General features: G+C 63.1%; 23 protein-coding genes. 11 read left to right on the forward strand and 12 right to left on the reverse strand.

The annotated features are described in order from the left end of the window. The first annotated feature begins 19 nt into the window (after positions 1–19). From ABID44_RS08040 to ABID44_RS08075, 8 genes are all read left to right on the forward strand, one after another. The gene (locus tag ABID44_RS08040; RefSeq protein WP_354151173.1) at positions 20–343 is read left to right on the forward strand and encodes a YnfA family protein; all 324 of its coding nucleotides are present in this window, start codon (positions 20–22) and stop codon (positions 341–343) included. Between the two features lie 2 nt (positions 344–345). Next, the gene (locus ABID44_RS08045; protein WP_354151174.1) at positions 346–1,317 is read left to right on the forward strand and encodes a small ribosomal subunit Rsm22 family protein; all 972 of its coding nucleotides are present in this window, start codon (positions 346–348) and stop codon (positions 1,315–1,317) included. A gap of 220 nt (positions 1,318–1,537) precedes the next feature. Beyond that, the gene (locus tag ABID44_RS08050; RefSeq protein WP_354151175.1) at positions 1,538–3,028 is read left to right on the forward strand and encodes a replicative DNA helicase; all 1,491 of its coding nucleotides are present in this window, start codon (positions 1,538–1,540) and stop codon (positions 3,026–3,028) included. A gap of 66 nt (positions 3,029–3,094) precedes the next feature. Continuing rightward, entirely contained in the window at positions 3,095–4,513 is a 1,419-nt protein-coding gene (radA, locus tag ABID44_RS08055; protein WP_354151176.1) for a DNA repair protein RadA, read from the forward strand. A gap of 27 nt (positions 4,514–4,540) precedes the next feature. Continuing rightward, positions 4,541–5,158 carry a CvpA family protein gene (locus ABID44_RS08060; RefSeq protein WP_354151177.1) on the forward strand — a complete coding sequence of 206 codons (618 nt, stop codon included), beginning with the start codon at positions 4,541–4,543 and terminating at the stop codon, positions 5,156–5,158. Between the two features lie 84 nt (positions 5,159–5,242). Then, positions 5,243–6,727: an amidophosphoribosyltransferase gene (gene purF / locus ABID44_RS08065; RefSeq protein ID WP_354151178.1), complete on the forward strand. Its 1,485-nt coding sequence runs from the start codon at positions 5,243–5,245 to the stop codon at positions 6,725–6,727. A gap of 26 nt (positions 6,728–6,753) precedes the next feature. Beyond that, the gene (locus ABID44_RS08070; RefSeq protein ID WP_354151179.1) at positions 6,754–7,509 is read left to right on the forward strand and encodes an SDR family NAD(P)-dependent oxidoreductase; all 756 of its coding nucleotides are present in this window, start codon (positions 6,754–6,756) and stop codon (positions 7,507–7,509) included. Positions 7,510–7,711: 202 nt separating this feature from the next. Beyond that, entirely contained in the window at positions 7,712–9,940 is a 2,229-nt protein-coding gene (locus ABID44_RS08075; RefSeq protein WP_354151180.1) for an AMP-binding protein, read from the forward strand. 102 nt (positions 9,941–10,042) lie between these two features. On the opposite strand, the gene pssA is transcribed toward ABID44_RS08075, so the two are convergent. The 5 genes from pssA to ABID44_RS08100 all read right to left on the reverse strand — a co-directional run bounded on the left by pssA (position 10,043) and on the right by ABID44_RS08100 (position 15,494). Beyond that, positions 10,043–10,864 carry a CDP-diacylglycerol--serine O-phosphatidyltransferase gene (pssA, locus tag ABID44_RS08080; RefSeq protein ID WP_354151181.1) on the reverse strand — a complete coding sequence of 274 codons (822 nt, stop codon included), beginning with the start codon at positions 10,862–10,864 and terminating at the stop codon, positions 10,043–10,045. An 11-nt stretch (positions 10,865–10,875) separates the two neighbouring features. After that, the gene (locus tag ABID44_RS08085; protein ID WP_354151267.1) at positions 10,876–11,598 is read right to left on the reverse strand and encodes a phosphatidylserine decarboxylase; all 723 of its coding nucleotides are present in this window, start codon (positions 11,596–11,598) and stop codon (positions 10,876–10,878) included. A gap of 80 nt (positions 11,599–11,678) precedes the next feature. Next, positions 11,679–13,565, reverse strand: a complete 1,887-nt coding sequence (locus tag ABID44_RS08090; RefSeq protein ID WP_354151182.1) for an ABCB family ABC transporter ATP-binding protein/permease — start codon at positions 13,563–13,565, stop codon at positions 11,679–11,681. A 52-nt stretch (positions 13,566–13,617) separates the two neighbouring features. After that, the gene (locus tag ABID44_RS08095) at positions 13,618–13,947 is read right to left on the reverse strand and encodes an ArsR/SmtB family transcription factor (RefSeq protein WP_354151183.1); all 330 of its coding nucleotides are present in this window, start codon (positions 13,945–13,947) and stop codon (positions 13,618–13,620) included. A 107-nt stretch (positions 13,948–14,054) separates the two neighbouring features. After that, a complete protein-coding gene (locus ABID44_RS08100; RefSeq protein ID WP_354151184.1) occupies positions 14,055–15,494 on the reverse strand; it encodes a LysM peptidoglycan-binding domain-containing protein in 1,440 nt (479 codons plus the stop codon). Between the two features lie 216 nt (positions 15,495–15,710). Between ABID44_RS08100 and ABID44_RS08105 the strand changes: the two genes are divergently transcribed. Further along, positions 15,711–16,322: an LOG family protein gene (locus tag ABID44_RS08105; protein WP_354151185.1), complete on the forward strand. Its 612-nt coding sequence runs from the start codon at positions 15,711–15,713 to the stop codon at positions 16,320–16,322. 25 nt (positions 16,323–16,347) lie between these two features. On the opposite strand, the gene rarD is transcribed toward ABID44_RS08105, so the two are convergent. The 6 genes from rarD to cysS all read right to left on the reverse strand — a co-directional run bounded on the left by rarD (position 16,348) and on the right by cysS (position 22,344). Continuing rightward, complete coding sequence (rarD, locus tag ABID44_RS08110) at positions 16,348–17,253, reverse strand: EamA family transporter RarD (protein WP_354151268.1); 906 nt, start codon at positions 17,251–17,253, stop codon at positions 16,348–16,350. Between the two features lie 104 nt (positions 17,254–17,357). Further along, on the reverse strand, positions 17,358–18,983 hold the full coding sequence (gene cimA, locus ABID44_RS08115) for a citramalate synthase (protein WP_354151186.1): 1,626 nt from the start codon (positions 18,981–18,983) through the stop codon (positions 17,358–17,360). A gap of 48 nt (positions 18,984–19,031) precedes the next feature. Further along, a complete protein-coding gene (gene pip, locus ABID44_RS08120; RefSeq protein WP_354151187.1) occupies positions 19,032–19,991 on the reverse strand; it encodes a prolyl aminopeptidase in 960 nt (319 codons plus the stop codon). Then, on the reverse strand, positions 19,988–20,482 hold the full coding sequence (locus ABID44_RS08125) for a GFA family protein (protein ID WP_354151188.1): 495 nt from the start codon (positions 20,480–20,482) through the stop codon (positions 19,988–19,990). Before ABID44_RS08125 ends, pip begins: the two co-directional genes overlap by 4 nt. A 6-nt stretch (positions 20,483–20,488) precedes the next feature. Next, on the reverse strand, positions 20,489–20,872 hold the full coding sequence (locus ABID44_RS08130; RefSeq protein ID WP_354151189.1) for a VOC family protein: 384 nt from the start codon (positions 20,870–20,872) through the stop codon (positions 20,489–20,491). Beyond that, positions 20,869–22,344: a cysteine--tRNA ligase gene (cysS, locus tag ABID44_RS08135; RefSeq protein WP_354151190.1), complete on the reverse strand. Its 1,476-nt coding sequence runs from the start codon at positions 22,342–22,344 to the stop codon at positions 20,869–20,871. The genes ABID44_RS08130 and cysS overlap by 4 nt, the downstream gene beginning before the upstream one ends. Positions 22,345–22,590: 246 nt before the next feature. Here cysS and ABID44_RS08140 point away from each other — a divergent pair, with 246 nt between their 5' ends. Both ABID44_RS08140 and ABID44_RS08145 read left to right on the forward strand, forming a co-directional pair. Then, positions 22,591–22,719: a hypothetical protein gene (locus ABID44_RS08140; protein WP_354151191.1), complete on the forward strand. Its 129-nt coding sequence runs from the start codon at positions 22,591–22,593 to the stop codon at positions 22,717–22,719. A 106-nt stretch (positions 22,720–22,825) separates the two neighbouring features. Next, positions 22,826–22,978: a hypothetical protein gene (locus ABID44_RS08145; RefSeq protein ID WP_354151192.1), complete on the forward strand. Its 153-nt coding sequence runs from the start codon at positions 22,826–22,828 to the stop codon at positions 22,976–22,978. A 69-nt stretch (positions 22,979–23,047) separates the two neighbouring features. Here ABID44_RS08145 and ABID44_RS08150 read toward each other — a convergent pair whose 3' ends face one another. After that, entirely contained in the window at positions 23,048–23,815 is a 768-nt protein-coding gene (locus tag ABID44_RS08150) for an SOS response-associated peptidase (RefSeq protein WP_354151193.1), read from the reverse strand. Positions 23,816–23,857: the final 42 nt, after the last annotated feature.

Genomic DNA, 23,857 nt, shown 5'->3' on the forward strand with positions numbered 1-23,857 from the left:
CAGCCTTCAGGAAACGGAAATGGTCTATTTGATCTACGCAGCCGCCGCGCTTGCTGAAATAGCGGGCTGCTTCGCCTTCTGGGCATGGTGGCGGCTCGGCAAATCGGCGCTGTGGCTGGCGCCGGGCGTGGTTTCGCTCATTCTGTTCGCATGGCTTCTGGCGCAGGTGGACAGCGCCGCCGCCGGGCGCACCTATGCGGCTTATGGCGGCATCTACATTGCCGCCTCCCTCGGCTGGCTGTGGTTCGCCGAGGGCCTGCGCCCCGACAAATGGGATGTCACGGGAGCGGCGATCTGCCTTGCCGGCGCCTCACTCATCCTGCTCGGGCCGCGAGGGGCCTGACGATGCAACTGCCCTCAGCCTTGCGGGCGGCGGTCGACACGCTGCTTGAGGAAATGCCGGTTTCGGCGCTGAAGCAGGCGGCGCGAACGCTTTCCGAGCGCTACCGTGCGGAACTGCGTGACGGACGCCTGCATATGTCCGGGGAACTGGCGGTGAAGGCCTATCTCGCCACACGCCTGCCGGCAACTTTTGCGGCGGTGCGCGCAAGCCTCGACGCAATCGTCGGGGCAAGGCCGGACTGGTCGCCGCAAACACTGCTCGACATCGGCGCTGGCCCCGGGACCGTATTGTGGGCGGCAGCCGATGCGTGGCCTGAACTTGCGCACGCGACCCTTCTGGAAGCCAGCGCGCCGGCGCGCCACGCAGGCCAGTATCTTGCCCGTCAACTCCCTCTCGAAAGCGACTGGATAAGCGGCGACGCCACGAGAGACCTCCCCGGCCTGCCCCAGGCCGACCTTGTCACCTGCGCCTATGTGCTGGACGAACTGGAACCTGCCGCCCTTTCAACCCTTGTGGAACGGTTATGGGCTTTGACCTCCGATACGCTCCTGATCGTCGAGCCCGGCACGCCTGCCGGCTGGCGACGCATCCTCGATTGCCGCTCGCGGCTGGTCGCGGCCGGGGCGCATGTCATCGCGCCCTGCCCTCACCATTCGCCCTGCCCGCTCGCGCCGCCGGACTGGTGCCACTTTTCGCGCCGCGTGGCGCGCTCGCGCATCCATCGTCTCGCCAAGGACGCCGACGTGCCGTGGGAGGACGAGAAATTCACCTATCTCGCCGTGTCACGCCACAAACCCGAAGACGGGCGGCCGGCAATGCGTGTGCTGGCCCCGGCGCGGGGCGGTTCCGGCAAGGTCGAGCTGAAATTGTGCCGCCCGGATGGAACCGCCGCAACGCGGCTTTTCACCAAGCGCGACGGCGAGATGTTCAAAAGAGCAAGGCGTACGGACTGGGGTGACACTCTCGCGGAATGAACCGTGGTATGTTCTTGATATGTTCAAGGGCTGTCGTTAAGATTCGGCCGCGTTCGCGAGTCAACCCGCGTTTGCCGGAAATCGACCCCTTGCCGGCATCCTTCTGTGGATGGTGTGGATTGGCTGTGGATCATGTGCGCAGCAGGTAGATTGTGGGGAACAGATCGACTCAGGCGATCCTTCGTCTGCTAACCACAGGCATCGGCAACCCGAGGGAATCATGGCAGAGGCAGCACGCAAACTGGCGACGGCGGAAACGCCGCTCTACCGCGAGGCGCCCAACAACATCGAGGCCGAGCAGGCGCTGTTGGGCGCCATGCTCGTCAACAACGATTCGTTCTACCGCATCTCCGACTTCCTCAAGCCCAGTCACTTCTACGAGCCTCTGCACCGCAAGATCTTCGAGGTCGCCTCGGAACTCATCCGCATGGGCAAGATGGCCAACCCGGTCACCATGAAAACCTTCCTGCCCGCCGACGAAAAGGTGGGCGACATGACCGTGGTGCAGTACCTCGCCCGGCTGGCGGCTGAGGCGGTCACCGTCATCAACGCCGCCGACTATGGCCGCGCGATCTACGACCTCGCCACGCGCCGCGCGCTGATCACGGTCGGCGAGGACATGGTCAACATCGCCTATGACGCGCCGGTGGACATGTCGCCGGCCGAGCAGATCGAGGATGCGGAGCGGCGGCTGTTCGAACTGGCCGAGACCGGCCGCTACGACGGCGGCTTCGAGAGCTTCTCCGACGCCATCAAGACCGCCGTCGACATGGCCAACGCGGCCTATATGCGCGACGGGGGCCTTTCCGGCATCGCCACGGGTCTGCGCGACCTCGACAAGCGCATGGGCGGGTTGCAGGCATCGGACCTTATCGTGCTGGCGGGTCGCCCCGGCATGGGCAAAACCTCGCTCGCGACCAACATCGCCTTCAACATCGCCGAAACCTATCAGCCCGCCCAGCAGGCGGACGGCTCGTTCAAGGCCGCGAATGGCGGCGTGGTCGGCTTCTTCTCGCTCGAAATGTCGTCCGAGCAGCTCGCCACCCGCATCATTTCGGAGCAGACGGAAATCTCCTCCTCCAAGATCCGGCGCGGTGAAATTTCCGAGATCGACTTCGAAAAGCTGGTGGCCTGCTCGCAGACCATGCAGAAGATTCCGCTGTTCATCGACCAGACCGGCGGCATCTCCATCGCCCAGCTCGCCGCGCGCGCGCGGCGACTGAAGCGCCAACGCGGCCTCGACGTCATCGTCATCGACTATATCCAGCTCATGCAGGGCTCTTCCGCCAAGGCCAGCCAGGGCCGCGTGCAGGAAGTGACCGAAATCACCACCGGCCTGAAAGCTCTGGCCAAGGAACTCAGCGTGCCGATCATCGCGCTGTCCCAGCTCTCGCGCCAAGTGGAAAGCCGCGACGACAAGCGCCCGCAACTCTCCGACCTGCGCGAATCGGGTTCGATCGAGCAGGACGCCGACGTGGTCATATTCGTCTATCGCGAGGAATATTACCTCAAGAACAAGGAGCCCAAGCTCGGCACCGAAGACCACATCAAGTGGGAAAACGATATGAACGAAGCGCGTGGCAAGGCCGAGGTGATCGTCGCCAAGCAGCGTCACGGACCCACGGGCACGGTGCAGCTCGGATTCCAGGGCGAGTTCACGCGCTTCTTCGATCTGGCCGAGGACAGCCACCTGCCTGAGAGGCTCGAGTAAGGCTTTTGCTGCATCCCCCGAACCGTCACGGCGAGCGCCATCAGTTCCTGAATCCGGGAGCATAAAATGGCCAAAGCGCCCCGCACCCAGTTCATCTGCCAGAATTGCGGCGCAGTGCATCAGCGCTGGGCGGGAAAGTGCGATTCCTGCGGCGAGTGGAACACGCTGATCGAGGAAGGCACAGCCGGCGGCATCGGCGCCGGGCCCGCGTCGCTTCGCAGCGTGCGCAAGGGTCGCGCCGTCGCACTCACCTCGCTGGCCGGCGACATCGAGGATGCGCCGCGCATCATCTCCGGCATCGGCGAACTCGACCGCGCCACCGGCGGCGGTTTCGTACGCGGTTCCGCCCTGCTGGTGGGCGGCGATCCCGGCATCGGCAAATCCACGCTGCTCACACAGGCTGCCGCCGCGCTTGCGAGACAGGGACATCGCATCGTCTACGTATCCGGCGAGGAGGCGGTGGCGCAGATCAGGCTGCGCGCGCAGCGGCTCGGCGTCGCCCATACGCCTGTCGAACTCGCCGCCGAGACCAATGTCGAAGATATTCTCGCCACCATCGCCGACGGAAAGCGGCCGGACCTCGTCATCCTGGATTCGATCCAGACCTTGTGGACGGATCTCGCCGATTCCGCCCCCGGCACGGTCACCCAGGTGCGCGCCTCCGCGCAGGCGATGATCCGCTATGCGAAATCCACAGGCGCGGCCGTGGTTCTGGTCGGCCATGTCACCAAGGAAGGCCAGATCGCCGGCCCCCGCGTGGTCGAGCACATGGTCGACGGCGTTCTTTATTTCGAAGGCGAAGGCGGACACCATTATCGCATCCTGCGCACGGTGAAGAACCGTTTCGGGCCCACCGACGAGATCGGCGTGTTCGAGATGTCCGACAAGGGGTTGCGCGAGGTCGACAATCCTTCCGAACTGTTCCTTGGCGAGCGTCACGCCAAATCGCCGGGCGCCGCCGTGTTCGCCGGCATGGAGGGCACGCGGCCGGTACTGGTCGAGATACAGGCGCTCGTCGCCCCCTCGCCGCTTGGCACGCCGCGCCGCGCCGTGGTCGGCTGGGACAATGCGCGGCTCTCCATGGTTCTGGCGGTGCTGGAAGCGCATTGCGGCGTCCGCTTCTCGCAACATGACGTCTATCTCAATGTCGCCGGCGGCTATCGCATTTCGGAACCGGCCGCGGATCTCGCCGTGGCGGCGGCGCTGGTTTCCTCCCTCACCGGTCTTGCCCTGCCGGCCGATTGCGTCTATTTCGGCGAAATCAGTCTCTCGGGGGCCATCAGGCCGGTTGCGCATGCGCAGCAGCGCCTCAAGGAAGCCGAAAAGCTGGGGTTCGCGAAAGCGGTTCTGCCGCTGGCGGGAGCCAGAAGCGGCGAAGAGATTTCCGGCGACACGGGAGCCGGTCATTTCCGGCCGGCCGAACTTGCCGACCTCGTGGCGCGCATAGCCGGCTCACGCCGCAGCCGTGCCCCGGACGACGAATGATACGGCTCATGAAGTGGGGCGAAGACCATGCCGATTACGCTGCTTGACGGAATACTCGTCGGCTTCACCCTTGTTTCGGCGATGCTCGCCATGGTGCGGGGCTTCTCGCGCGAGGTTCTGTCGATCGCCTCATGGGCGGCTTCGGCGGCGGCCGCCTATTTCTTCTACAAGCCGGTGCTGCCCTATGTGCAGCCCTATATCGAGAATGAGAAGATCGCCATGGCCGCGGCTGCGGCCATCGTGTTCGTCATCGCCCTGATCGTCGTCACCGTGATCACCATGAAGATCGCGGATTTCATCATCGATTCCCGCATCGGCGCGCTCGACCGCACGCTGGGCTTCCTGTATGGCGCGGCGCGCGGCATCCTCGTTGTGGCTGTGGGCCTGCTGTTCTTCAACTGGCTGGCCGGAGATCGCGCGCCGACATGGATTGCCGACGCAAAGTCGCGTCCGCTGCTGGAGTCGGTCGGGGCGAAGCTGGAAAGCCTGCTGCCCAAAGACCCGGAAAACGCCATTCTGAAGCGCCTGCAACGGGACAGCCAGTCGCCCGAGGGCGCAGCGCCGGCGACGCCGGAAGCGCCCGTCGCCCCAGATGCGGGCCAGGATGAAGGGGCCGGCGCACCGCCCGCAGATGACGCCAACTGACAAAACCGCCGAACCGCGACGAACTTCCACGTTGCCCCGGAACGGCCAAGGTTCTATATACCGGCTTTAGCGGAGCTTGAGCTTATGGCGAATGAACTTGGCGCGCTCGCAGCCGAAGTTGACGATCATTTGCATGAAGAATGCGGCGTGTTCGGCATTCTGGGCCATGAGGACGCCGCCGCGCTGACCGCGCTTGGCCTGCACGCGCTCCAGCATCGGGGGCAGGAGGCGGCCGGAATCGTTTCCTATCACGACCGGCGCTTTCATTCCGAGCGGCACATGGGCCTCGTCGGCGACCATTTCACCGACGCCGCCACATTGCATCGGCTTCCCGGCGACCGCGCTATCGGCCATGTGCGCTATTCCACCACAGGCGAGACGATCCTGCGCAACGTGCAGCCGCTCTTCGCGGAACTCGAAGTGGGCGGCATCGCCATCGCGCATAACGGCAATTTCACCAACGGCATTACGCTGCGCAAACAGTTGATCGCCTCGGGCGCTATCTTTCAGGCGACGTCCGACACCGAAGTCGTGCTGCACATGATCGCGCGCTCGCGCCATCCTTCCTCCTCCGACCGCTTCGTGGACGCCATCCGGCAGGTCGAGGGCGGCTACGCCATGCTCGCCATGACACGCACCAAGCTCATCGCCGCACGCGATGCGATCGGCATCCGCCCGCTGGTGATGGGTGAACTCGACGGAAAGCCGATCTTCTGCTCGGAGACCTGCGCGCTCGACATCATCGGCGCGAAATATGTGCGCGACATCGAGAACGGCGAAGTGGTGATCTGCGAGATCCAGAAAGACGGCTCCATCACCACCGAGGCGATCAAGCCGGAAAAACCCCAGCCTGAGAGGCTGTGCCTGTTTGAATATGTCTATTTCGCGCGGCCCGATTCAGTGGTCGGCGGGCGCAGCGTCTATGTGGCGCGCAAGAATATGGGCAAGAATCTCGCTGAAGAAGCACCGGTCGAGGCCGACGTGGTGGTGCCAGTGCCGGACGGCGGCACGCCGGCGGCGCTCGGTTTCGCGCAGGCGAGCGGCATTCCTTTCGAATACGGCATCATCCGCAACCATTATGTCGGCCGTACCTTCATCGAGCCGACACAACACATCCGGGCGCTCGGCGTAAAGCTGAAGCATTCCGCCAACCGCGCCATGATCGAGGGCAAGCGCGTGGTGCTTGTGGACGATTCCATCGTGCGCGGCACGACCTCGGTCAAGATCGTGCAGATGATCCGCGACGCTGGCGCGACGGAAGTGCATCTGCGCGTGGCCAGCCCGATGATCTACCACCCGGATTTCTACGGCATCGATACGCCTGAAGCCAACAAGCTGCTCGCCAACCAGCATGCAGACCTCGACTCCATGTGCCGCTATATCGGTGCGGATTCGCTGGCTTTCCTTTCCATTGACGGGCTTTACAACGCGGTCGGCGGCAAGCCTCGCGACCCGCAAGCTCCCGCTTTCACAGATCATTATTTCACGGGCGAGTATCCAACCCGCCTTGTCGATCGGGATTGCGAGAGCAACGTACATACGCTGTCGCTGCTGGCCAGCAACGGCTGATCCTTGCAGATATTCAGAGGACAGGCATGAGCATCGACCTAACCGGCCGCACGGCTGTGGTTACTGGCGCTTCCCGGGGCATCGGCTATTTCCTTGCGAAGCACCTGGCCGCCGCGGGCGCGCATGTGATCGCCGTGGCGCGCACGGTGGGCGGCCTTGAGGAACTGGACGACGAGATCAAGGCCGAAAACGCTCGCAGCGGCAAGGGCGAAGCGACGCTGGTGCCGCTGGACCTCACCGACATGGAAGGCATTGACCGCCTCGGCGGCGCCATCCATGAGCGCTGGGGCAAGCTCGACATTCTGGTCGCCAATGCCGGCGTTCTGGGTGTGATCGCGCCGATCGGCCATGTCGAAGCCAAGGTCTTCGACAAGGTGATGAATATCAACGTGACCTCCACATGGCGGCTGATCCGCTCTGTCGATCCGCTGCTGCGCCAGTCGGACGCAGGCCGCGCCATCGTGCTGTCGTCGGGCGCCGCGCATTCAGCCCGCGCCTTCTGGGGTCCTTACGCCGCCTCCAAGGCCGCCGTTGAGGCTCTGACGCGCTCCTGGGCGGACGAGACGCGCAACTACCCGCTTCGCGTCAATGCCGTCGATCCCGGCGCAACCCGCACAGCCATGCGCGCGCTCGCCGTTCCCGGAGAGGATCCGAACACGCTGCCGCATCCTTCGGAGATCGCCGCCCGCATCATGGGGCTGGCCAGCCCGGAACTGACGCGGACCGGCGAGATTTATCAGGCCCGGCACGATCGCTGGGTGTCTTACCGCATGCCGGAATAATTTTTGGGCCGGAAGGCGCTTCCTTTCAGGAAAAAGCCGGGCTCCAATCCGGCCTTTCCACCTTGACGGGCTTTCACTCATGAAAGCCGCACCCGCGATAAAGTCCACGCGGAAATGTTGACGGGGGCAGGCGTTCCGCTAACTTCCGGGGGTTATCGGCCGCGAACCTTCTTCAAGAAAACAACGGCGGGAGCACTACCGCATGGTCCTGATCCTCGCGTTACTGGCCGCCACCGCCTTTGTCTGGTGCCTGACAGCGATCGTCGAGAAAGTACGGCTGGGTCTGAGCCCGGCGCAGGCGGTCCTCTATGCGCCCTTCAAGCTGATCTATCGCATTTCCGACTCCCGCATCGACATCGCCCGCGGAGCTCAGGCTCCCGTCGTCTATGTGGTCACGCACCAGTCGCGGATTGACCCGGCGCTGATGCTCTCGCTTCTGCCGGATGAAACGCTGCATATTCTGGATCAGGCGTCCGCAAAATCAGTATGGATGGAACCGTGGCGGGAACTCGCCCGCACGATCGCCTTCAACGCCGAACACGTCTTCGTGTCACGGCGGTTGGTGCGCGTCCTCAAGGGCAAGGGACGGCTGGCGGTCTATATCCCGGCGGCTGTCGAACCCGACCTCCGCTCGTTCCGGCTCTATCGCGCCGTCATCCGCATCGCCATGCAGGCGGACGCCCGCATCGTGCCGATCTTTATCGGCGGCGCACAGGCGCTCCCCTTCCACGCATCCGGACGCACCCCTGCCCTGCGGCGCTGGTTCCCGCGTCTCGACATCTCGGTTCTCGAACCGATGACTGCGCCGGAACTGGTGGCGCGCAATGGCAGCCCCGCCACCAGAAACGCCTATGCATTGTTTGACCGCATGGCGGAGGCCCGGCTGGCGTCAACCAACCCCAACCTCACGCTGTTCCAGGCGGTGCGTGACGCCGCCGAGCATTTCGGGCCTGGCCGCATCGCGCTCGAAGACGCCACCGGCAACAGGCTGAGCTATCGCAGGCTGCTGGCCGGCGCCAGCATTCTCGGCAAGCATTTCACCAAATTCACGACCCCCGGCGAAGCGGTGGGCGTGATGCTGCCAAACGCGAACGCGACCGTGCTCGCCCTGCTTGGCCTTGCCTCTGCCGGGCGCGTTTCGGCGCTGGTCAACTACACGGCCGGCCCGGCAAATGTGGAAGCGGCGGTGCGCACCGCCGTCATCCGAATCGTCCTGTCGTCCCGCGCGTTCGTGGAAAAGGCGAAGCTCGACGATGTCGTTCAGGCGGTCGAAGCCGGCGGCGCAAAGCTGGTGTGGCTGGAGGATTTGCAACCCGGCGTGACCGGGTTCGGCAAATTCTGCGCAGCGCTCCTGTGGCGCTATCCGATTTACCGGCAAAAGGCGGAAAATCCTGCCGTCATCCTGTTCACCTCAGGCTCCGAGGGCGCGCCGAAAGCGGTGGTTCTGTCGCATCGCAACCTGATCGCCAACGCCATGCAGGGTGAAGCGCGCGTCACCGTTTCCTGTCGCGATGTCGCGCTCAACGTGCTGCCAATGTTCCATTCCTTCGGCCTGACGGCCGGAACGCTGCTGCCGCTGATCAACGGAGTGAAGCTGTTTCTCTATCCCTCCCCTCTCCATTACAAGCTGATCCCCGAGGTTGCGCGCCGCCTGAAGCCGAGCGTTATGTTCGGCGCCGACACTTTCCTTGCGCAATATGCGCGCGCGGCGGCCGATGGCGATTTTTCAAGCCTGCGCTTCTTGGTGGCCGGCGCGGAAGCCGTGAAGACGCAGACCCGCCGCGTGTGGCGCGAACGTTTCGACACCGAGATCCTCGAAGGCTACGGGCTTACCGAGGCGGCCCCGGTGGCGGCGGTCAACACCGCCACCCACAATCGCGAAGGCACTGTGGGTCGGCTTCTGCCCGGCATGCGAATGCGTATCGAGCCGGTCGAGGGCGTTGCGGAAGGCGGACGCCTGTTCCTTGCCGGCCCCAATGTCATGATGGGCTACATGACTGCGGATCGCCCCGGAGAACTCCAGCCACTGGCAGATGGCTGGCAGGACACCGGCGATATCGTGAAGGTCGACAATGAGGGCTTCGTCACCATTACCGGACGCGCGGCGCGTTTCGCCAAGATCGCCGGCGAGATGATCTCTCTGGGCGGCGTGGAGATGCTCGTGCAATCTCTATGGCCCGAAGAGCGCCACGCGATCGTCTCCGTGCCGGATCGCAAACGCGGCGAACGCATCGTGCTCGTCACCACCGCGACGCAGGCGGACGCGCAAAGCCTGCGAAAGCTCGGCAAGCAGGCCGGCATTGCGGAACTCGCAGTGCCCGGCGATATCATCAAGGTAGCGGAAATCCCGGTGCTCGGCTCGGGCAAGACGGATTACGGCGCAACCCGCGCTCTGGCCATAGAGCGCCTCAATGCCGGAAGTGCGGCCTAGAACAGTCTGGTTTTCATCGAACCGGAAGAACCGCTCTATCTTATCGTGTTAACCGCATTTCCCGGCGCAAAACCGTTTCGCACTTTGCTGGAAATGCTCCAATCATTCGCCGCGGGCGTCCACATCGGGCGGAAGTTCCGCCTCGCCCTCCAGCTTGGCGCGCCGCGAATAGGCAAGCACGCTGAACGGCAGGAACGTCAGATAACCGATGACGGAAGCCGTAAGCGTATACCAAGGATAGCTTACAAGCAGCAGGAAGTAGAGCACGATGGCCAGAATGACCAGCAGCATGCGGTCTCCCGGCACTTTCAGGTTTTTGCCCGAATAAACCGGCAGCCGGCTGACCAGCAGGAAGGCTACGACCACTGTAAATCCGGTGGCGAGAAAAGCGCCATAGCGACTCGGCTCGAAGCCGATGAATGACAGATAAAGCGGCAGCATGACCACCGCCGCGCCCGCCGGCGCGGGCACGCCGACGAAATATTCGCCCTGCCATGAAGGCCGATCATGAACTTCCTCAAGCACGTTGAAGCGCGCAAGCCGCATGCCGCAGGCGATGGTGAAAAGCAGCGCCGCGATCCAGCCCGGCGAGCCGGCCTGATCGAGCAGAAAGGCATAGAGGACAAGCGCCGGAGCGACACCGAAATTGACGATGTCGGCGATGGAATCCATCTGTGCGCCGAATTTGGAGGTGGCCTTTAAAAGGCGCGCCACTCGCCCGTCGAGGCCATCGAGGAAGGCGGCGATCAGCACCATGACCACCGCCGTCTCGAAACGCCCCTCGAAGGCGAAGCGGATGCCCGACAGGCCAGCGCAGATGGCCAGAACCGTGAGCAGGTTCGGAAACACCATGCGCAACGGAATTTCGCGGATACGCGGGCCGGCCGCCCCATGCGATTCGAATTTCTTGAAGGGCGGGTTCATCGGCCCGGACTTCAGGAAACGCGCACTACAGGTGCGCTCGCCTGCCCGCCGAATTCGGCCAGCACCGTCTCGCCGCCGACTGCAATCTGGCCAACCGCGACGCGCGGCGTGGCGCCTTCCGGCAGGTAGACGTCGACGCGCGAGCCGAAGCGGATCAGGCCGAAACGCTCGCCGGCCGCAATGTCCGAACCTGCCTCGGTCCAGCACACGATACGGCGCGCCACCAGACCGGCGATCTGAACGGCTGCAACGACGCCGTTGGGGCTGTCGATGACCAGCCCGTTGCGCTCGTTCTCGCTGCTGGCCTTGTCGAGATCGGCATTGAGGAACTTGCCGGGGCGATGCTCGATATAGGTGATGCGGCCGCGCACGGGAGAGCGGTTCACATGGCAGGAAAACACGTTCATGAACACGGAAATGCGGGTCATCTCGACGCCGCCGAGGCCCAGTTCGGCCGGCGGCGCAGCCGGGCCGACAGCCGAGACGACACCATCCGCAGGGCTGATCACCAGCTTGTCGTCAACCGGGGTGACGCGCTCGGGATCGCGGAAAAAATAGATGCACCACACCGTGAGGAGCGCGCCGACCCAGAGCAGGAAGCTTGAAAAATAGCCGACCACCAGCGTCACCACCGCAAAAATGGCGATGAAGGGATAGCCTTCCCGGTGGATCGGCACGAATGTTTTCCTGATCGTGTCGATGAATTGCATCGTGCTGGACCGGCTCCGTTTCAGTCGGTGCCTCTCTAACTGAAAGCCCGCCTAGCCGCAATGCAACAATGCGTCAGCGTGCGGTCAGGACAAACGCCGCGCCTTCAGATGACCTCCGGCGTTCGCTGCCGGACGACCACCCCCATCTCGTCGGTTTCACGGGCAATACGCAACCGCTCCTCGGCTTCCGTCGCCTCCCGCTGGCGGTCCCACATGGAAGCATAGAGCCCGCCGCTGGCCAGCAGCGCCGCATGCGTGCCACGTTCCTCTATCCGTCCGTTCTTCAGCACGATGATTTCATCAGCCGAAATGACGGTGGAAAGCCTGTGCGCAATGACGATGGTGGTGCGGTCCCGGCTCACCAGATCGAGCGCCGACTGGATTTCCTGCTCCGTATGGCTGTCGAGAGCCGATGTCGCTTCATCCAGAATAAGAATAGGCGGCGCCTTCAGGATGGTGCGGGCAATGGCCACGCGCTGCTTTTCACCGCCAGAGAGCTTCAGCCCGCGCTCGCCCACCATTGTGGCATAGCCTTCTGGCAGGCCTTCGATGAAGGAACCGATCTGCGCCAGTTCGGCGGCGCGGCGCACCTCCTCCTCGGAGGCGTCGATACGCCCATAGCGGACATTGTAGGCTATGGTGTCGTTGAACAGCACCGTGTCCTGCGGGACCATGCCGATGGCGGCGCGCAGACTTTCCTGCGTCACGTCGCGCACATCCTGTCCGTCAATGAGGATCGCGCCGGACTGCACATCGTAGAAGCGGAACAGCAGGCGCGAAATGGTCGACTTGCCTGCTCCCGAAGGCCCGACGATGGCGACCGTCTTGCCCGCCGGCACTTCGAAGCTGACCCCCTTCAGGATCTGGCGATTCGGCTCATAGGCGAACTGGACATCGCGGAACTCCACTTTTCCCGCCCCAATGCCAAGCGGGACGGCGTCCGGCTTGTCGACGACTTCCGCCTTCACGTCGAGCAGGTCGAACATCTGTTCGATATCGGTCAGCCCCTGCCTGATCTCGCGGTAGATGAACCCGATGAAATTGAGCGGTACGGAAAGCTGCATCAGCATGGCGTTGACGAAGACGAAATCGCCGACCGTCTGCGTGCCGGCCTGCACCTCGATCGCGGACATGGCCATGATCACTGTCATGCCGATTCCGAAGATCACGCCCTGGCCGAAGTTGAGCCAGCCGAGCGATGTCCAGATGCGGGTGGCGGCGGTTTCGTATCGCGCCATGGAGCGGTCGAAGCGCTCGGCTTCCATCGCTTCGTTGCCGAAATACTTGACCGTTTCGAAATTGAGCAGCGAATCGATCGCCTTGGTGTTGGCGTCGGTGTCGCTGTCGTTCATGTCGCGGCGAATGTCGATGCGCCAGTCGCTCGCCTTCACCGTGAACCAGGTGTAGAGCCCAACGGTGATGGCCACCACAGCCACATATTTCCAGCCATAGGCGACCGCGAAGATGATCGCCGTCAGCGCGAATTCCAGCACCGTCGGCACGCTGTTCAGAACGGTGAAGCGCACGATGGTCTCGATGCCCTTCGTGCCGCGCTCGATGATGCGCGACAGGCCGCCGGTGCGCCGCTCCAGATGGAAGCGCAGGGAAAGACGGTGCATGTGGACGAAGGTGCGATAGGCGAGCTGGCGCACCGCATGTTGCCCGACGCGGGCGAACAGCGCATCCCGCAACTGGTTGAAAGCGACCTGAATGACGCGGATGAGGTTGTAGGCCACCACCAGCATGACGGGCGCGGCGAGGATGGCCGGCAGCGGTGGCGGGGAGTGCACGTCGCCGGCGAGCGCGTCGGTTGCCCATTTGAAGAAATAGGGAACCGCAATCAGCGTCAGCTTGGCCGCCACCAGAAGCACGGTCGCCCACACCACGCGCGCCTTGAGGTCGGCACGGTCCGAAGGCCACATATAGGGCCAGAGATTGACCAGCGTCCCGAAGGTGGAGCCGGAGTCGGCGGAAACAGTTTTTTCACTCACGAATTCAATGCCTTGAAATTCTGGGGCGGGCTAAAAGAGCGAGCCGCACTTGTCAGCAATCGACGCAACAGGCGGAAGCGAAGCAGGCCAGTTCTTCCGCCACCGTCCGCAGCGCGTGGCGGTCAATTGCGTAACGGGAGCGCGGGCCGTCTGCCTCGAAACGCACCAGACCGGCCGTGACCAGCACCTTGAGATGCTGCGAAACGGTCGATTGCGCCAGATCGAGCTTCCCCACCACTTCACCGCAGCAACTGGAATGCGCCGTCGCAAGATGACGCAGTATCTCGATGCGCGCTGGATGCGAAAGCGCAGCCAGCCGCGCCGCAAGCTCGGCGTCGGCCAGCCCCTTGCGATTAACCGTACAGTTCAGGGAATTCTCCATCGTTAATCGACGATAGACGATGGAAGTTGTTCACGCAACCATACAAAGAACGAATGCGGCGCCATGACGCCGCATTCATTGGCAAACGGTTTCGCGGCCCAGAATGTTTACTGCGGCTGCACGGTGATGCGATCGCCCATCGCATCAAAATCGGCCTGCTCACCCTGCTCCGACTTTTCCGGCACCTTGAACAACTGTCCGGGCCAGATGCGGTTGGGGTCTGCAATCTGATCCTGATTGGCCAGATAGATGGTCGAATAGCGCACGCCATGACCATAAACACGGCGCGAGATGTGCCACAACGTATCACCGCGCCGGATAATGACGGAACCGTCCGCATGCTCCAGCTTCGGCGCAACGGTGGTGGCCGGCTGGCTTGCGTCGGAGCCGGTCGCGCCCTCGGCGGATGCGACGCCTTCATCAGCAGCCTGCACGCTTCCGCCATCCTGAACCTGTGGAGCCACGGCTGCGATCGTTTCGCCCGGTTCACGCTGGAATGGCACGGTGGCGCGGGCCACGACCTTGTCGCTGTCGCCGGCATCCAGACCATCCACGCGGATGGTGTACTCGCCAACCGCAAGGTCACGCGTGGCCTCGACGAGGAAATGGCCGTCCGGCGAGGCGACGGCTTCGCCGAGCAGGATTTCATTGGCATAGACACGAACCTTGCGCCCTGCATCGGCGCGGCCGGCGACGAAGATCTTGCCGCCATCGATCTCGACCGCTTCGACGGCGATCGCCGGCCCGGTCGCATCGTCAGCGGGCTTCTGCTCGCCCTCCTGCTGCTGCGAGGTGACTGCTCCTGCGCCGGCTTGCCCGGCTTCGGAAGCGTCCGGCTGCGCAGCGGCTGTGGCTTCACCTTCCTGTTCGGTCAGAGGCGCAGCGGCCTCGCCCAAGACCTCCTCACCGCCTGACGGAGCCTGCGGCATAGTCAGAAGCTGGGCGGGCTTGCCGGGTTCCTCGACCATGGCCAGAACCTGTCCGTCCGGCTTTTCAGGCACCGACACGACAGCCGTCTGCATGGAGGTGGCGACATCGCTGTCCGGCCCCGTCGCACGCAGCACGATCTGGTGATCGCCGGCTTTCAGCGGATTGTCGAGGACGATGGCGAAAGCGCCGTCCGGACCGGCGACGGCCTTGCCAAGCACGGAGGAGCCGTCAAAAAGCTCGACCGTGGAGCCGGGAGCGGCCTTTCCGGCCACGACAGCGGAACCATCACCCTCGACGCGCAGCACATCGAAGCTGGGCGCTGTGGCTGCGTCTTCTGCGGCCTGCTCGGGAGGCACCTGTTCCGCGGAAAGCTCGGCGGGCTCCTGCGCTTCGGCGTTCGCCTCGGCGGAACCGGCGCTCTCCCCCTCGCCTTGCGCGCCGGCGGCAGATTCGGACGCGGCGTCCGTGGCGGATGGGGCATCGTTTGCAGGCTGGGAAATTTCGGCAGGTTCACGGCCAAGATAAGGGTCGAGGGCGCCCGACAGATAGCCGATAAACGCCGCGACAGCGGCGGCCGCCGCTGCGAACAGGAATGCCTTGACCCCGTTATTCTTCATTGCCCTGCCTTGCCCCCGGTTTTGTGCAGCGTGACCAATTTTCGTGGAAATGTCATCACGCTTTATCTTATTGCAGAAGCACGATCTTTCTTCTGAAGCGCGGCTTGCGGATTGCAGGATCGTGTTCCGGCGCGATCTAGCCTGTTTCAGCCAAGCCGGCAAGAAAAACACCACAGCGGACTTGACCGAGACGGAAACCCCTAGCACCAATCCGATATGAACACGATTCGATCCGTCTGCGTATATTGCGGCTCTTCGCCGGGTCACGATACGGCCTATATCGAAGCTGGCCGAACCCTTGGCCGCGCCCTTGCTCATTCGAGCCTTCGCCTCGTCTACGGCGGCGGCACAAAGGGCATCATGGGAGCCGTATCCGAAGGCGCCATGCGCGCCGGCGGCAAGGTGATCGGCGTCATTCCGCGCTTCCTCATGAACAAGGAGGCGACCGAAACCGGCCTTGACCGGCTCGACCAGGTCGTCATTACCGACAACATGCACCAGCGCAAGCAGCGCATGTTCGAGGAATCAGATGCTTTCGTCGCCCTGCCCGGCGGCATCGGCACGGTTGAGGAGATCGTGGAAATGATGACCTGGGCCCAACTCGGACATCACCGCAAGCCCATGGTTTTCGCCAATATAGGCGGCTTCTGGGACCCGATGCTGGCGTTGCTCGACCATATGCGCGACGAAGGCTTCATCCACACCGCACATCAGGTGCGGCCGCTGGTGGTCAACGAGGTGGAGGCTATTGTGCCTGCCATCCTGTCGGCCGCTTCGGCCACCGGAACGCCCGCCGAAGGCGTACCTTCAATCATCGAGAAGATGTGAAGGCCTCGAGAATTTCCAAGGGATTTTATTTTTCCCGCAGGCTCGACCAAGTATAGATCGCAAGCGCAATCCAGATAAGGATAAACGCGACCAGTTGCACCTTGCCGAACGGTTCGTTGAAAACGAACACGGCGATCAGGAACACCATGGTCGGGGCGATGTACTGCATCAAGCCAAGCGTCGACAGGCGCAATGCCTTTGCGCCAAACGCGAACATGAGAAGCGGTATGGCCGTGATCGGCCCGCAACCTATGAGCAGCGCCGTGTCGATCCAATTGCCGGGGACGAGATGGTCGGTACCGGTGGAAACGAGCCATGCGATATAGGCGCAGGCCGGAACCGACAGGATCATGACCTCAAGTAGGAAGCCCTGGCTCGGCCCTACGGGGAGCGTCTTGCGGAAATAGCCATAGGCGGCGAAGGAAAACGCGAGCGCAAGCGAGATCCACGGCAATTTACCGTTTTCATAAGTCAGTATGGCGACCGCGACCGTCGCCAGCACGACGGCCAGCGTCTGAACCCGGTTCAGCCGCTCTCCCAGCAACAGCGCGCCGATCATCACGGTGACGAGCGGATTGATATAATAGCCGAGCGCCGTCTCGATGGCGCGATCGGCAGCAATCGCCCAGATGTAGATCGACCAGTTGAAAGTTATGATGCTGGCGGTCAGAGCCGCCATCGCCAGCGTGCGTGGCGAGCGCAGAGCCGCCTTGAAATCCGCCGTGCGGCCAAGCCAGACCAGCACCAGCGCGGCGATCGGCACAGACCACACCACGCGGTGGACAACGACCTCCAGCAAGGGAAGATGCGCCACCCACTTCATATAGAAGGGCAACAGCCCCCAGAGGAAATAAGCGCTGAACCCCAAGGCGAAGCCGCGTCGGGCCGCAGCTTCGCTCTCGCCCTGCTTTTGGATCACATCGGTATTCATGTCGCCCATATGGACCCGCCGGCCAAATAGAACCATTTCAAACTTCTCATGGTTCAATCGTCTTTCGTTGATGGATCAACCGGACAGGAATGGCTTTCCGATGACTACCCGGCGGCAGCCAGCCCCGCCAGTTCGCGGTTCTTCATCAGCTTGAAGACGATGGAATCCATCAGCGCCTGAAACGATGCGTCTATGACGTTGTCGGATACTCCCACGGTCCACCAGCGAGCGCCGCTGCGATCCTGCGATTCGATCAGGACGCGCGTGATGGCTTCGGTGCCGCCATTGAGGATGCGCACCTTGTAGTCCACCAGTTCCAGATCCTCGATCTCGCCCTGATAGCGGCCAAGATCCTTGCGAAGCGCGATGTCGAGCGCATTGACCGGGCCATGGCCCTCGGCCACGGACATGCGCACTTCTCCCTCCACCATCACCTTGACGATGGCCTCCGACACCGTCTTGATCTGGCCGTTGGCGTCGAAACGGCGCTCGACCATGCAGCGGAAACTTTCGACGCTGAAGAAATCCGGCACCGTGCCAAGCGTACGGCGGGCCAGAAGCTCGAAGCTGGCATCCGCGCCCTCATAGGCATAGCCTTCCGCCTCCCGCTCCTTGACCATGGCGACCAGCGTGTCCAGACGCGGATCGTCGCGCGCGACATCTATGCCGCGCCGTTTCAGTTCGGCGATGAAGTTGGCCTTGCCGCCCTGATCCGAAACCATCACCTTGCGGCGGTTGCCGACGCTTTCAGGCTCCACATGCTCATAGGTGCTGGGCTCCTTGGCCAGCGCAGAGGCATGGATGCCGGCCTTCGTGGCGAAAGCCGACGCACCGACATAGGGAGCCTGCGCATTGGGCGCACGGTTCAGCAGTTCGTCGAATGATCGGGAAAGATGCGCTATCGTGGAAAGACGATCCCGCGCGATACCGGTCTCGAAACGGTCGGCATAGGCGGGTTTCAGCGCCAGTGTTGGGATCAGGGTGACGAGGTTGGCGTTGCCGCAACGCTCGCCGATTCCGTTCAGGGTGCCCTGAATCTGGCGGGCCCCAGCTTCCACCGCCGCCAGTGAATTGGCGACCGCCTGTCCTGTATCGTCATGAGCATGGATGCCGAGATGGCTGCCGGGAATGCCGGCTTCGATCACCTCGCGCACGATCCGGCGGATTTCCGCCGGCTGGGTTCCACCATTGGTGTCGCACAGCACCACCCAGCGCGCGCCCGCCTCATAGGCCGCGCGGGCGCAGGCGAGCGTGTAGTCCGCATTGGCCTTGAACCCGTCGAAGAAGTGCTCGCAATCGACCATCGCCTCCTTGCCGGCGGCGATGGCCGCCTCGACCGAGGCCCGGATCGCGTCCAGGTTTTCCTCATCGGTGCAACCCAGCGCCACACGCACCTGATATTGCGAGCTTTTGGCGACATAGCAGACCACCTCCGAATGCGATCGGAGCAGCAGGGCGAGACCCGGATCGTTAGAAGCCGAGACGCCGACGCGCTTGGTCATGCCGAAAGCGACGAAGCGCGAACGCTGTGTGCGCTTCTCGCTGAAGAACGCCGTGTCCGTGGGGTTGGCGCCCGGATAGCCGCCTTCCACATAATCGAGACCGAATTCGTCCAGCATGCGGGTAATGGCGATCTTGTCTTCTACAGAAAAATCGACGCCGGGCGTCTGCTGGCCGTCACGCAGCGTCGTGTCGTAGAGATAGATGCGCTCTTTCATTGCACTGTCCATTGCCTGCTTCCGGCTTCAACGGGCCGGAAGTTGGTAGAAATTCCGGTGTCAGGCCTTGCCTGCATATTTATCGGTGGCGCGGATCAACCGGTCGAGGATGCCGGGTTCCGAATAGGCGTGTCCCGCACCCTCGATCAGGTGAAACTCCGCCTTCGGCCATGCCTTGTGCAGCGCCCATGCATAATGCGCCGGGCACGGCATGTCATAGCGGCCGTGGACGATAACGCCGGGAATGTCCTTCAACCTGCCGGCGTCGCGCAGCAACTGCCCTTCCTCCAGCCAGCCGGCATGGACGAAGTAATGGTTTTCGATGCGCGCGAAGGCCACCGCGTAGTCATCCACGCCGAAAGGATCGCTGGTCTCCGGCTCGGGCAGGAGCGTGATGGTTTCGCCCTCCCAGATGCTCCAGGCCCGCGCGGCCTCGATCTGCGCGTCGCGGTCGTCGCCCACCAGCCGCCTGCGATATGCCGCGATCAGGTCGCCGCGCTCTTCTTCCGGGATGGGAGCCACGAACCGCTCCCACTTGTCGGGAAACATCTGCGAAACGCCGAACTGATAATACCATTCGAGTTCGGCCCGCGTGAGCGTGTAGACCCCGCGCACCACGAGTTCGCTGACCCGCTCGGGATGTGTTTCGGCATAGGCGAGGGCCAGCGTGGACCCCCATGACCCGCCGAAAACCAGCCACTGTTCGAAGCCGCACATCTCGCGCAGGCGTTCGATATCGGCCACCAGATGCCAGGTCGTGTTGGCGTCCAGCGAGGCATTGGGCAGGGATTTTCCGCAGCCCCGCTGGTCGAACAGGATGACGTCGTAAAGCGCCGGATCGAACAGCCGCCGATGCTGTGGCGAAATTGTTCCGCCCGGACCGCCATGCAGGAAGACGGCGGGTTTCCCACCCCTCGTCCCCACCCGCTCCCAATGGATGGTGTGGCCTTCGCCCACATCGAGCATACCGGTCTCGAATGGTTCGATTTCGGGATAAAGCCCGCGCAGTTCGCTGCTCATGATGTGCGGTCCTTCAACGGCCATGTGCCCGTGTCATGGTCGGGATGCTGATATGAAACGAGTTGGGCAAGGAAGTCGGCCGCCTCCTCATCCGCCATGGTATCCATGCCCGGCAATGTATGGAGTGTATCGACATAAGGCAGCCTCGCCTCGACACCCCACTGGATGACGGGCGCGATCTCGGCCGGGTTGTCGAAAGCCCCGATGGCGAGCGCGATCCCGTCCGGCGCTTCATAGGTCAGCGGCGTGCCGCAATCGCCGCAGAATCCCCGCTGGACGATGTTTGAGGAACGAAACGTCTTGCGCTCGCCGCGCGTCCATTCGAGCCGCGCGCCACGAACCGAGACCAGAGGCGCGTAAAAACCGCCAAACGCCTTCTGGCACATGCGGCAGTGGCAGATGGAAGCGTCTCCCAGCGCGCCCTCGACACGGAAGCGCACCGCGCCGCACTGGCAGCCACCGGAATAAACGGGCCTGTTGTCGAGGCTCATCGGCCTTCACTCCGGATGATGACAGACGGCCTCGATATTGTTGCCGTCGGGATCGAGGACAAAGGCCCCGTAGTAATTCGGATGGTAGTGCTCGCGGATACCCGGCGCACCATTGTCCTTGCCGCCTGCGGCCAGCGCCGCCTCATGGAAGGCGTCGACCTCCGCGCGCTTGTCAGCGGTGAAGGCATAGTGCCGGCCCGGACCCGCCTCCTTCGCCTCGTGCAGCCAGAACTGCGGACGGTCATAGCCATAGCCGCCGACCCTCACCCCGCCGGTGTGCTCTTCCGGCACCATCATCACCAGCGAAGCGCCGAGCGGACCGAGGGCCGCGTCATAGAACTTCTTCGACGCCTCGAAATCGGTCACTGCTATTCCGGTATGGTCAATCATCGCTTCACCTCCCATGTCGTGATGCGTTCGCCGGTGGCCGTGTCCTTGCCGTCCTTCAACTGTATGCCCTTCACCAGCAATTCGTCGCGGATGCGATCGGCCTCGGCCCAGTTCCGGTCGCGGATGAAGGCAAGCCGGGCGGCGATGGCTTCATCGACCCCGGCCTCGTCCACCTCGGCGCTGACATCGAAGCCGAGGAATTCCAGCGCCGCCCGCAGCGAAGCGGCTGCCTGCATGTCGCCTTCAAGCGCCTCGCCGGCGAGATGCGTCAGCACCTGAAAGGCGGAATAGGTGGCGAGATCGTCGCAGAGTTCCGCGATGACCTCGGCCGGTATATCCGCCGCGGCCATATCGGCCAGATCAGCGGCGCGCTTCCATTTGCGCAGCGTGTTCTCAGCCTCTTCCAGCTTGCGCACGGCGAAATCGATCGGCTCGCGGTAATGGGTCATCAGCATGGCCAGCCGCAGCACTTCGCCCGGCCATTCGCGACCGCCGAAATTCTCCGTTTCCAGCAATTCGTGAATGGTGAAGAAGTTGCCGAGGCTTTTCGACATCTTCTGGCCTTCCACCTGAAGGAAGCCGTTGTGCAGCCAGTAATTGGCCATGACCGAGGTGCCGTGCGCGCAGCGCGACTGGGCAATCTCGTTTTCATGATGCGGGAAGATCAGGTCCAGCCCGCCGCCATGAATGTCGAAGACCTCGCCCAGATAGGCGGCCGACATGGCCGAGCACTCGATGTGCCAGCCCGGCCGGCCCTTTGGTTTCCCCGTCCAGCCTGCGGCCGTCCACGCCTCCTGGCCCCACGGGCTCTCCCAGCCCGGTTCCTCCGGTGAAGAAAGCTTCCACAGCACGAAATCCTGCGGGTTCTTCTTGTGCGTATCGACGGCGATGCGCGCGCCCGCCTGCTGCTCGTCCAGCGGGCGTTTCGAGAGTTGCCCGTAGTCCGGCATGGAGGCGGTGTCGAACAGGACTTCCCCCGCCGCTTCATAGGCATGGCCGCGTTCGATGAGAGATTGAATCAGGCCGATCATGTCGGTGCGCCCGTCATCGCGCGGCTGCACGAACTCCGTAGCGCGCGGCTCGAAAGTCGGCGGCAGGCAGCCGAGCGCCTTCACATCCTTGTGAAACTGGTCGGCGGTCTTTTCCGTAACCCGGCGGATGGCGTCATTGAGGGTCAGCCGGCCGGCGGCGATATCGTCGCCAAAATCACGCAACGCGCGCGCGTTGATCTTGTCGTCCACGTCAGTGATGTTGCGCACATAGGTGACGTGATCCGCACCATGGAGATGGCGCAGCAGCCGGTAGAGCACGTCGAAGACGATGACCGGGCGCGCATTGCCGATATGGGCGAAGTCGTAGACGGTCGGGCCGCACACATACATGCGCACGTTCGACGGATCGATGGGGGAAAAATCCTCCTTCGTGCGAGTAAGCGTATTGGTGAGGCGCAGGCCCTTCGTTTCCCTGGTCATTCATCCCCTTCCCGGCGTCAGCCGGCTCAAACAGACGCATAAAGCGCCGTGCGTCCTTTCGAACGCACAAAGGACGCTCCAACACTTTGAATGAGCATCGGAATAAACCGAAAACCGCATGCACTTTCCGGTCCGATGCTCAATCGCCCTTCAGCCTGCTGGCCGGGTCGTTTGTCCGATCTGAAAGGAAGATGGGCGAAAACGTCCGGGCCAGCGCGCGGCTAGCCAATAATCGAAATGCCACAAATGGCGAAGGACATCTTCATGCCGGGCTTTATCGCCTTCGTCGCTGTTGCCGTCAAGCCGCTATCGGCGGCGAAAATGGCGCTTCGCCACGCGCATGCGCCGAAAGGAAAGATTTTATTAAACATGTAATCAGAGCCTGAATGAAGTCAAAAAGACCGCACCTTCACGTCACGATTTCGACGGAATCGAGTATCACTTTGGGATCACAAGTTGATCTGGACCTTGGGGAAGAAAAATGTCCAAAAAGAAACAGGAAAAACGGCCTGAAAAACCGGTTCTGGCAAATCAGTATCGCGCCATCGGCCCCGCAGCCGTTGCGGCGGCGTTGCTGCATGTGAACAAGAAGAAGAAGCCGGTTCAGAAGTTCATCGCGCCGCGTCACGCCTGAGGCTGACGGCATCGCCCGCCGTCCGGCCGGCCGTTTGCGAAGCCGGCTGCAGACTGTTTTGGGCATGGATCAGAACAGCGACATCTGCGTGTCACCGGGCGTCTTTTCAGAAGACGCCTTTTGTTTTGTCTCCTGTAGGGCAGACACCTCGACCCTTTTCTGCACCTCCGGCGCTGTGTTCGCCACCTTGTTGACCAGGCTGGACACAGGGATCGCCTCGAAGAAATCCGGCTCCGCCGGTTTCAACAACTCCGCCACATCGCGCGGCTCCTGTGTCCGGCAGTCCAGCCAGCGCGCGAAATCCTTTTCCTCGATCACCACCGGCATCCGATGATGAATATGAGCGATCGCCGGATTGGCGGCGGTGGTGAGAAGCGCGCCCGTGTCCATTTCCGAGCCGCCGGGCTCGGACCAGGTTTCCATCAGACCGGCGAAGGCGACGAGCCCGCCATGGCGGGGCCTGATCCAGTAAGCCTGCCCTTTCGCCGGGCCGCTCTGCCGCCATTCATAAAAGCCGGAGGCGGGCACAAGCGCACGCCTGTGGCGCATGGCTGTGCGGAAGGAGGGCTTGGCGGCAGCCTCTTCCGAGCGGGCGTTGAACAGAAGCGGAAAGCCGCGCATATCCTTCACCCAACCGGGGATAAGCCCCCAGCGCACGAGCAGCGCCTCGCGATCCGGCAGGTTGGAGCCGGGCGGACGCGAAGGCGCGGACACGGCCATCAGGATCGGCTGGGTGGGCGCGATGTTGTAGCGCGCGGGAAACTCCTCCAGTTCGCCGACGCCGAGGAAGGCTGCGGTCTGGTCCGCCGTGGCGGTGAGTGCGAAACGCCCGCACATGGATGCATCCTTTTTCCGGTACGAGGCGAAGGTGGGCATGGA

Source organism: Aquamicrobium ahrensii (genome assembly GCF_040545755.1).
Classification (GTDB): Bacteria; Pseudomonadota; Alphaproteobacteria; order Rhizobiales; family Rhizobiaceae; genus Mesorhizobium; species Mesorhizobium ahrensii.

Bases quoted from the DNA above. Each gene is read 5' to 3' on its own strand.
- ABID44_RS08040 (WP_354151173.1), top strand. From the start codon at position 20: ATGGTCTATTTGATCTACGCAGCCGCCGCGCTTGCTGAAATAGCGGGC.
- ABID44_RS08045 (WP_354151174.1), top strand. From the start codon at position 346: ATGCAACTGCCCTCAGCCTTGCGGGCGGCGGTCGACACGCTGCTTGAG.
- ABID44_RS08050 (WP_354151175.1), top strand. From the start codon at position 1,538: ATGGCAGAGGCAGCACGCAAACTGGCGACGGCGGAAACGCCGCTCTAC.
- radA (WP_354151176.1), top strand. From the start codon at position 3,095: ATGGCCAAAGCGCCCCGCACCCAGTTCATCTGCCAGAATTGCGGCGCA.
- ABID44_RS08060 (WP_354151177.1), top strand. From the start codon at position 4,541: ATGCCGATTACGCTGCTTGACGGAATACTCGTCGGCTTCACCCTTGTT.
- purF (WP_354151178.1), top strand. From the start codon at position 5,243: ATGGCGAATGAACTTGGCGCGCTCGCAGCCGAAGTTGACGATCATTTG.
- ABID44_RS08070 (WP_354151179.1), top strand. From the start codon at position 6,754: ATGAGCATCGACCTAACCGGCCGCACGGCTGTGGTTACTGGCGCTTCC.
- ABID44_RS08075 (WP_354151180.1), top strand. From the start codon at position 7,712: ATGGTCCTGATCCTCGCGTTACTGGCCGCCACCGCCTTTGTCTGGTGC.
- pssA (WP_354151181.1), bottom strand. From the start codon at position 10,864: ATGAACCCGCCCTTCAAGAAATTCGAATCGCATGGGGCGGCCGGCCCG.
- ABID44_RS08095 (WP_354151183.1), bottom strand. From the start codon at position 13,947: ATGGAGAATTCCCTGAACTGTACGGTTAATCGCAAGGGGCTGGCCGAC.
- ABID44_RS08100 (WP_354151184.1), bottom strand. From the start codon at position 15,494: ATGAAGAATAACGGGGTCAAGGCATTCCTGTTCGCAGCGGCGGCCGCC.
- ABID44_RS08105 (WP_354151185.1), top strand. From the start codon at position 15,711: ATGAACACGATTCGATCCGTCTGCGTATATTGCGGCTCTTCGCCGGGT.
- rarD (WP_354151268.1), bottom strand. From the start codon at position 17,253: ATGAATACCGATGTGATCCAAAAGCAGGGCGAGAGCGAAGCTGCGGCC.
- cimA (WP_354151186.1), bottom strand. From the start codon at position 18,983: ATGGACAGTGCAATGAAAGAGCGCATCTATCTCTACGACACGACGCTG.
- pip (WP_354151187.1), bottom strand. From the start codon at position 19,991: ATGAGCAGCGAACTGCGCGGGCTTTATCCCGAAATCGAACCATTCGAG.
- ABID44_RS08125 (WP_354151188.1), bottom strand. From the start codon at position 20,482: ATGAGCCTCGACAACAGGCCCGTTTATTCCGGTGGCTGCCAGTGCGGC.
- ABID44_RS08130 (WP_354151189.1), bottom strand. From the start codon at position 20,872: ATGATTGACCATACCGGAATAGCAGTGACCGATTTCGAGGCGTCGAAG.
- cysS (WP_354151190.1), bottom strand. From the start codon at position 22,344: ATGACCAGGGAAACGAAGGGCCTGCGCCTCACCAATACGCTTACTCGC.
- ABID44_RS08140 (WP_354151191.1), top strand. From the start codon at position 22,591: ATGGCGAAGGACATCTTCATGCCGGGCTTTATCGCCTTCGTCGCTGTT.
- ABID44_RS08145 (WP_354151192.1), top strand. From the start codon at position 22,826: ATGTCCAAAAAGAAACAGGAAAAACGGCCTGAAAAACCGGTTCTGGCA.
- ABID44_RS08150 (WP_354151193.1), bottom strand. From the start codon at position 23,815: ATGTGCGGGCGTTTCGCACTCACCGCCACGGCGGACCAGACCGCAGCC.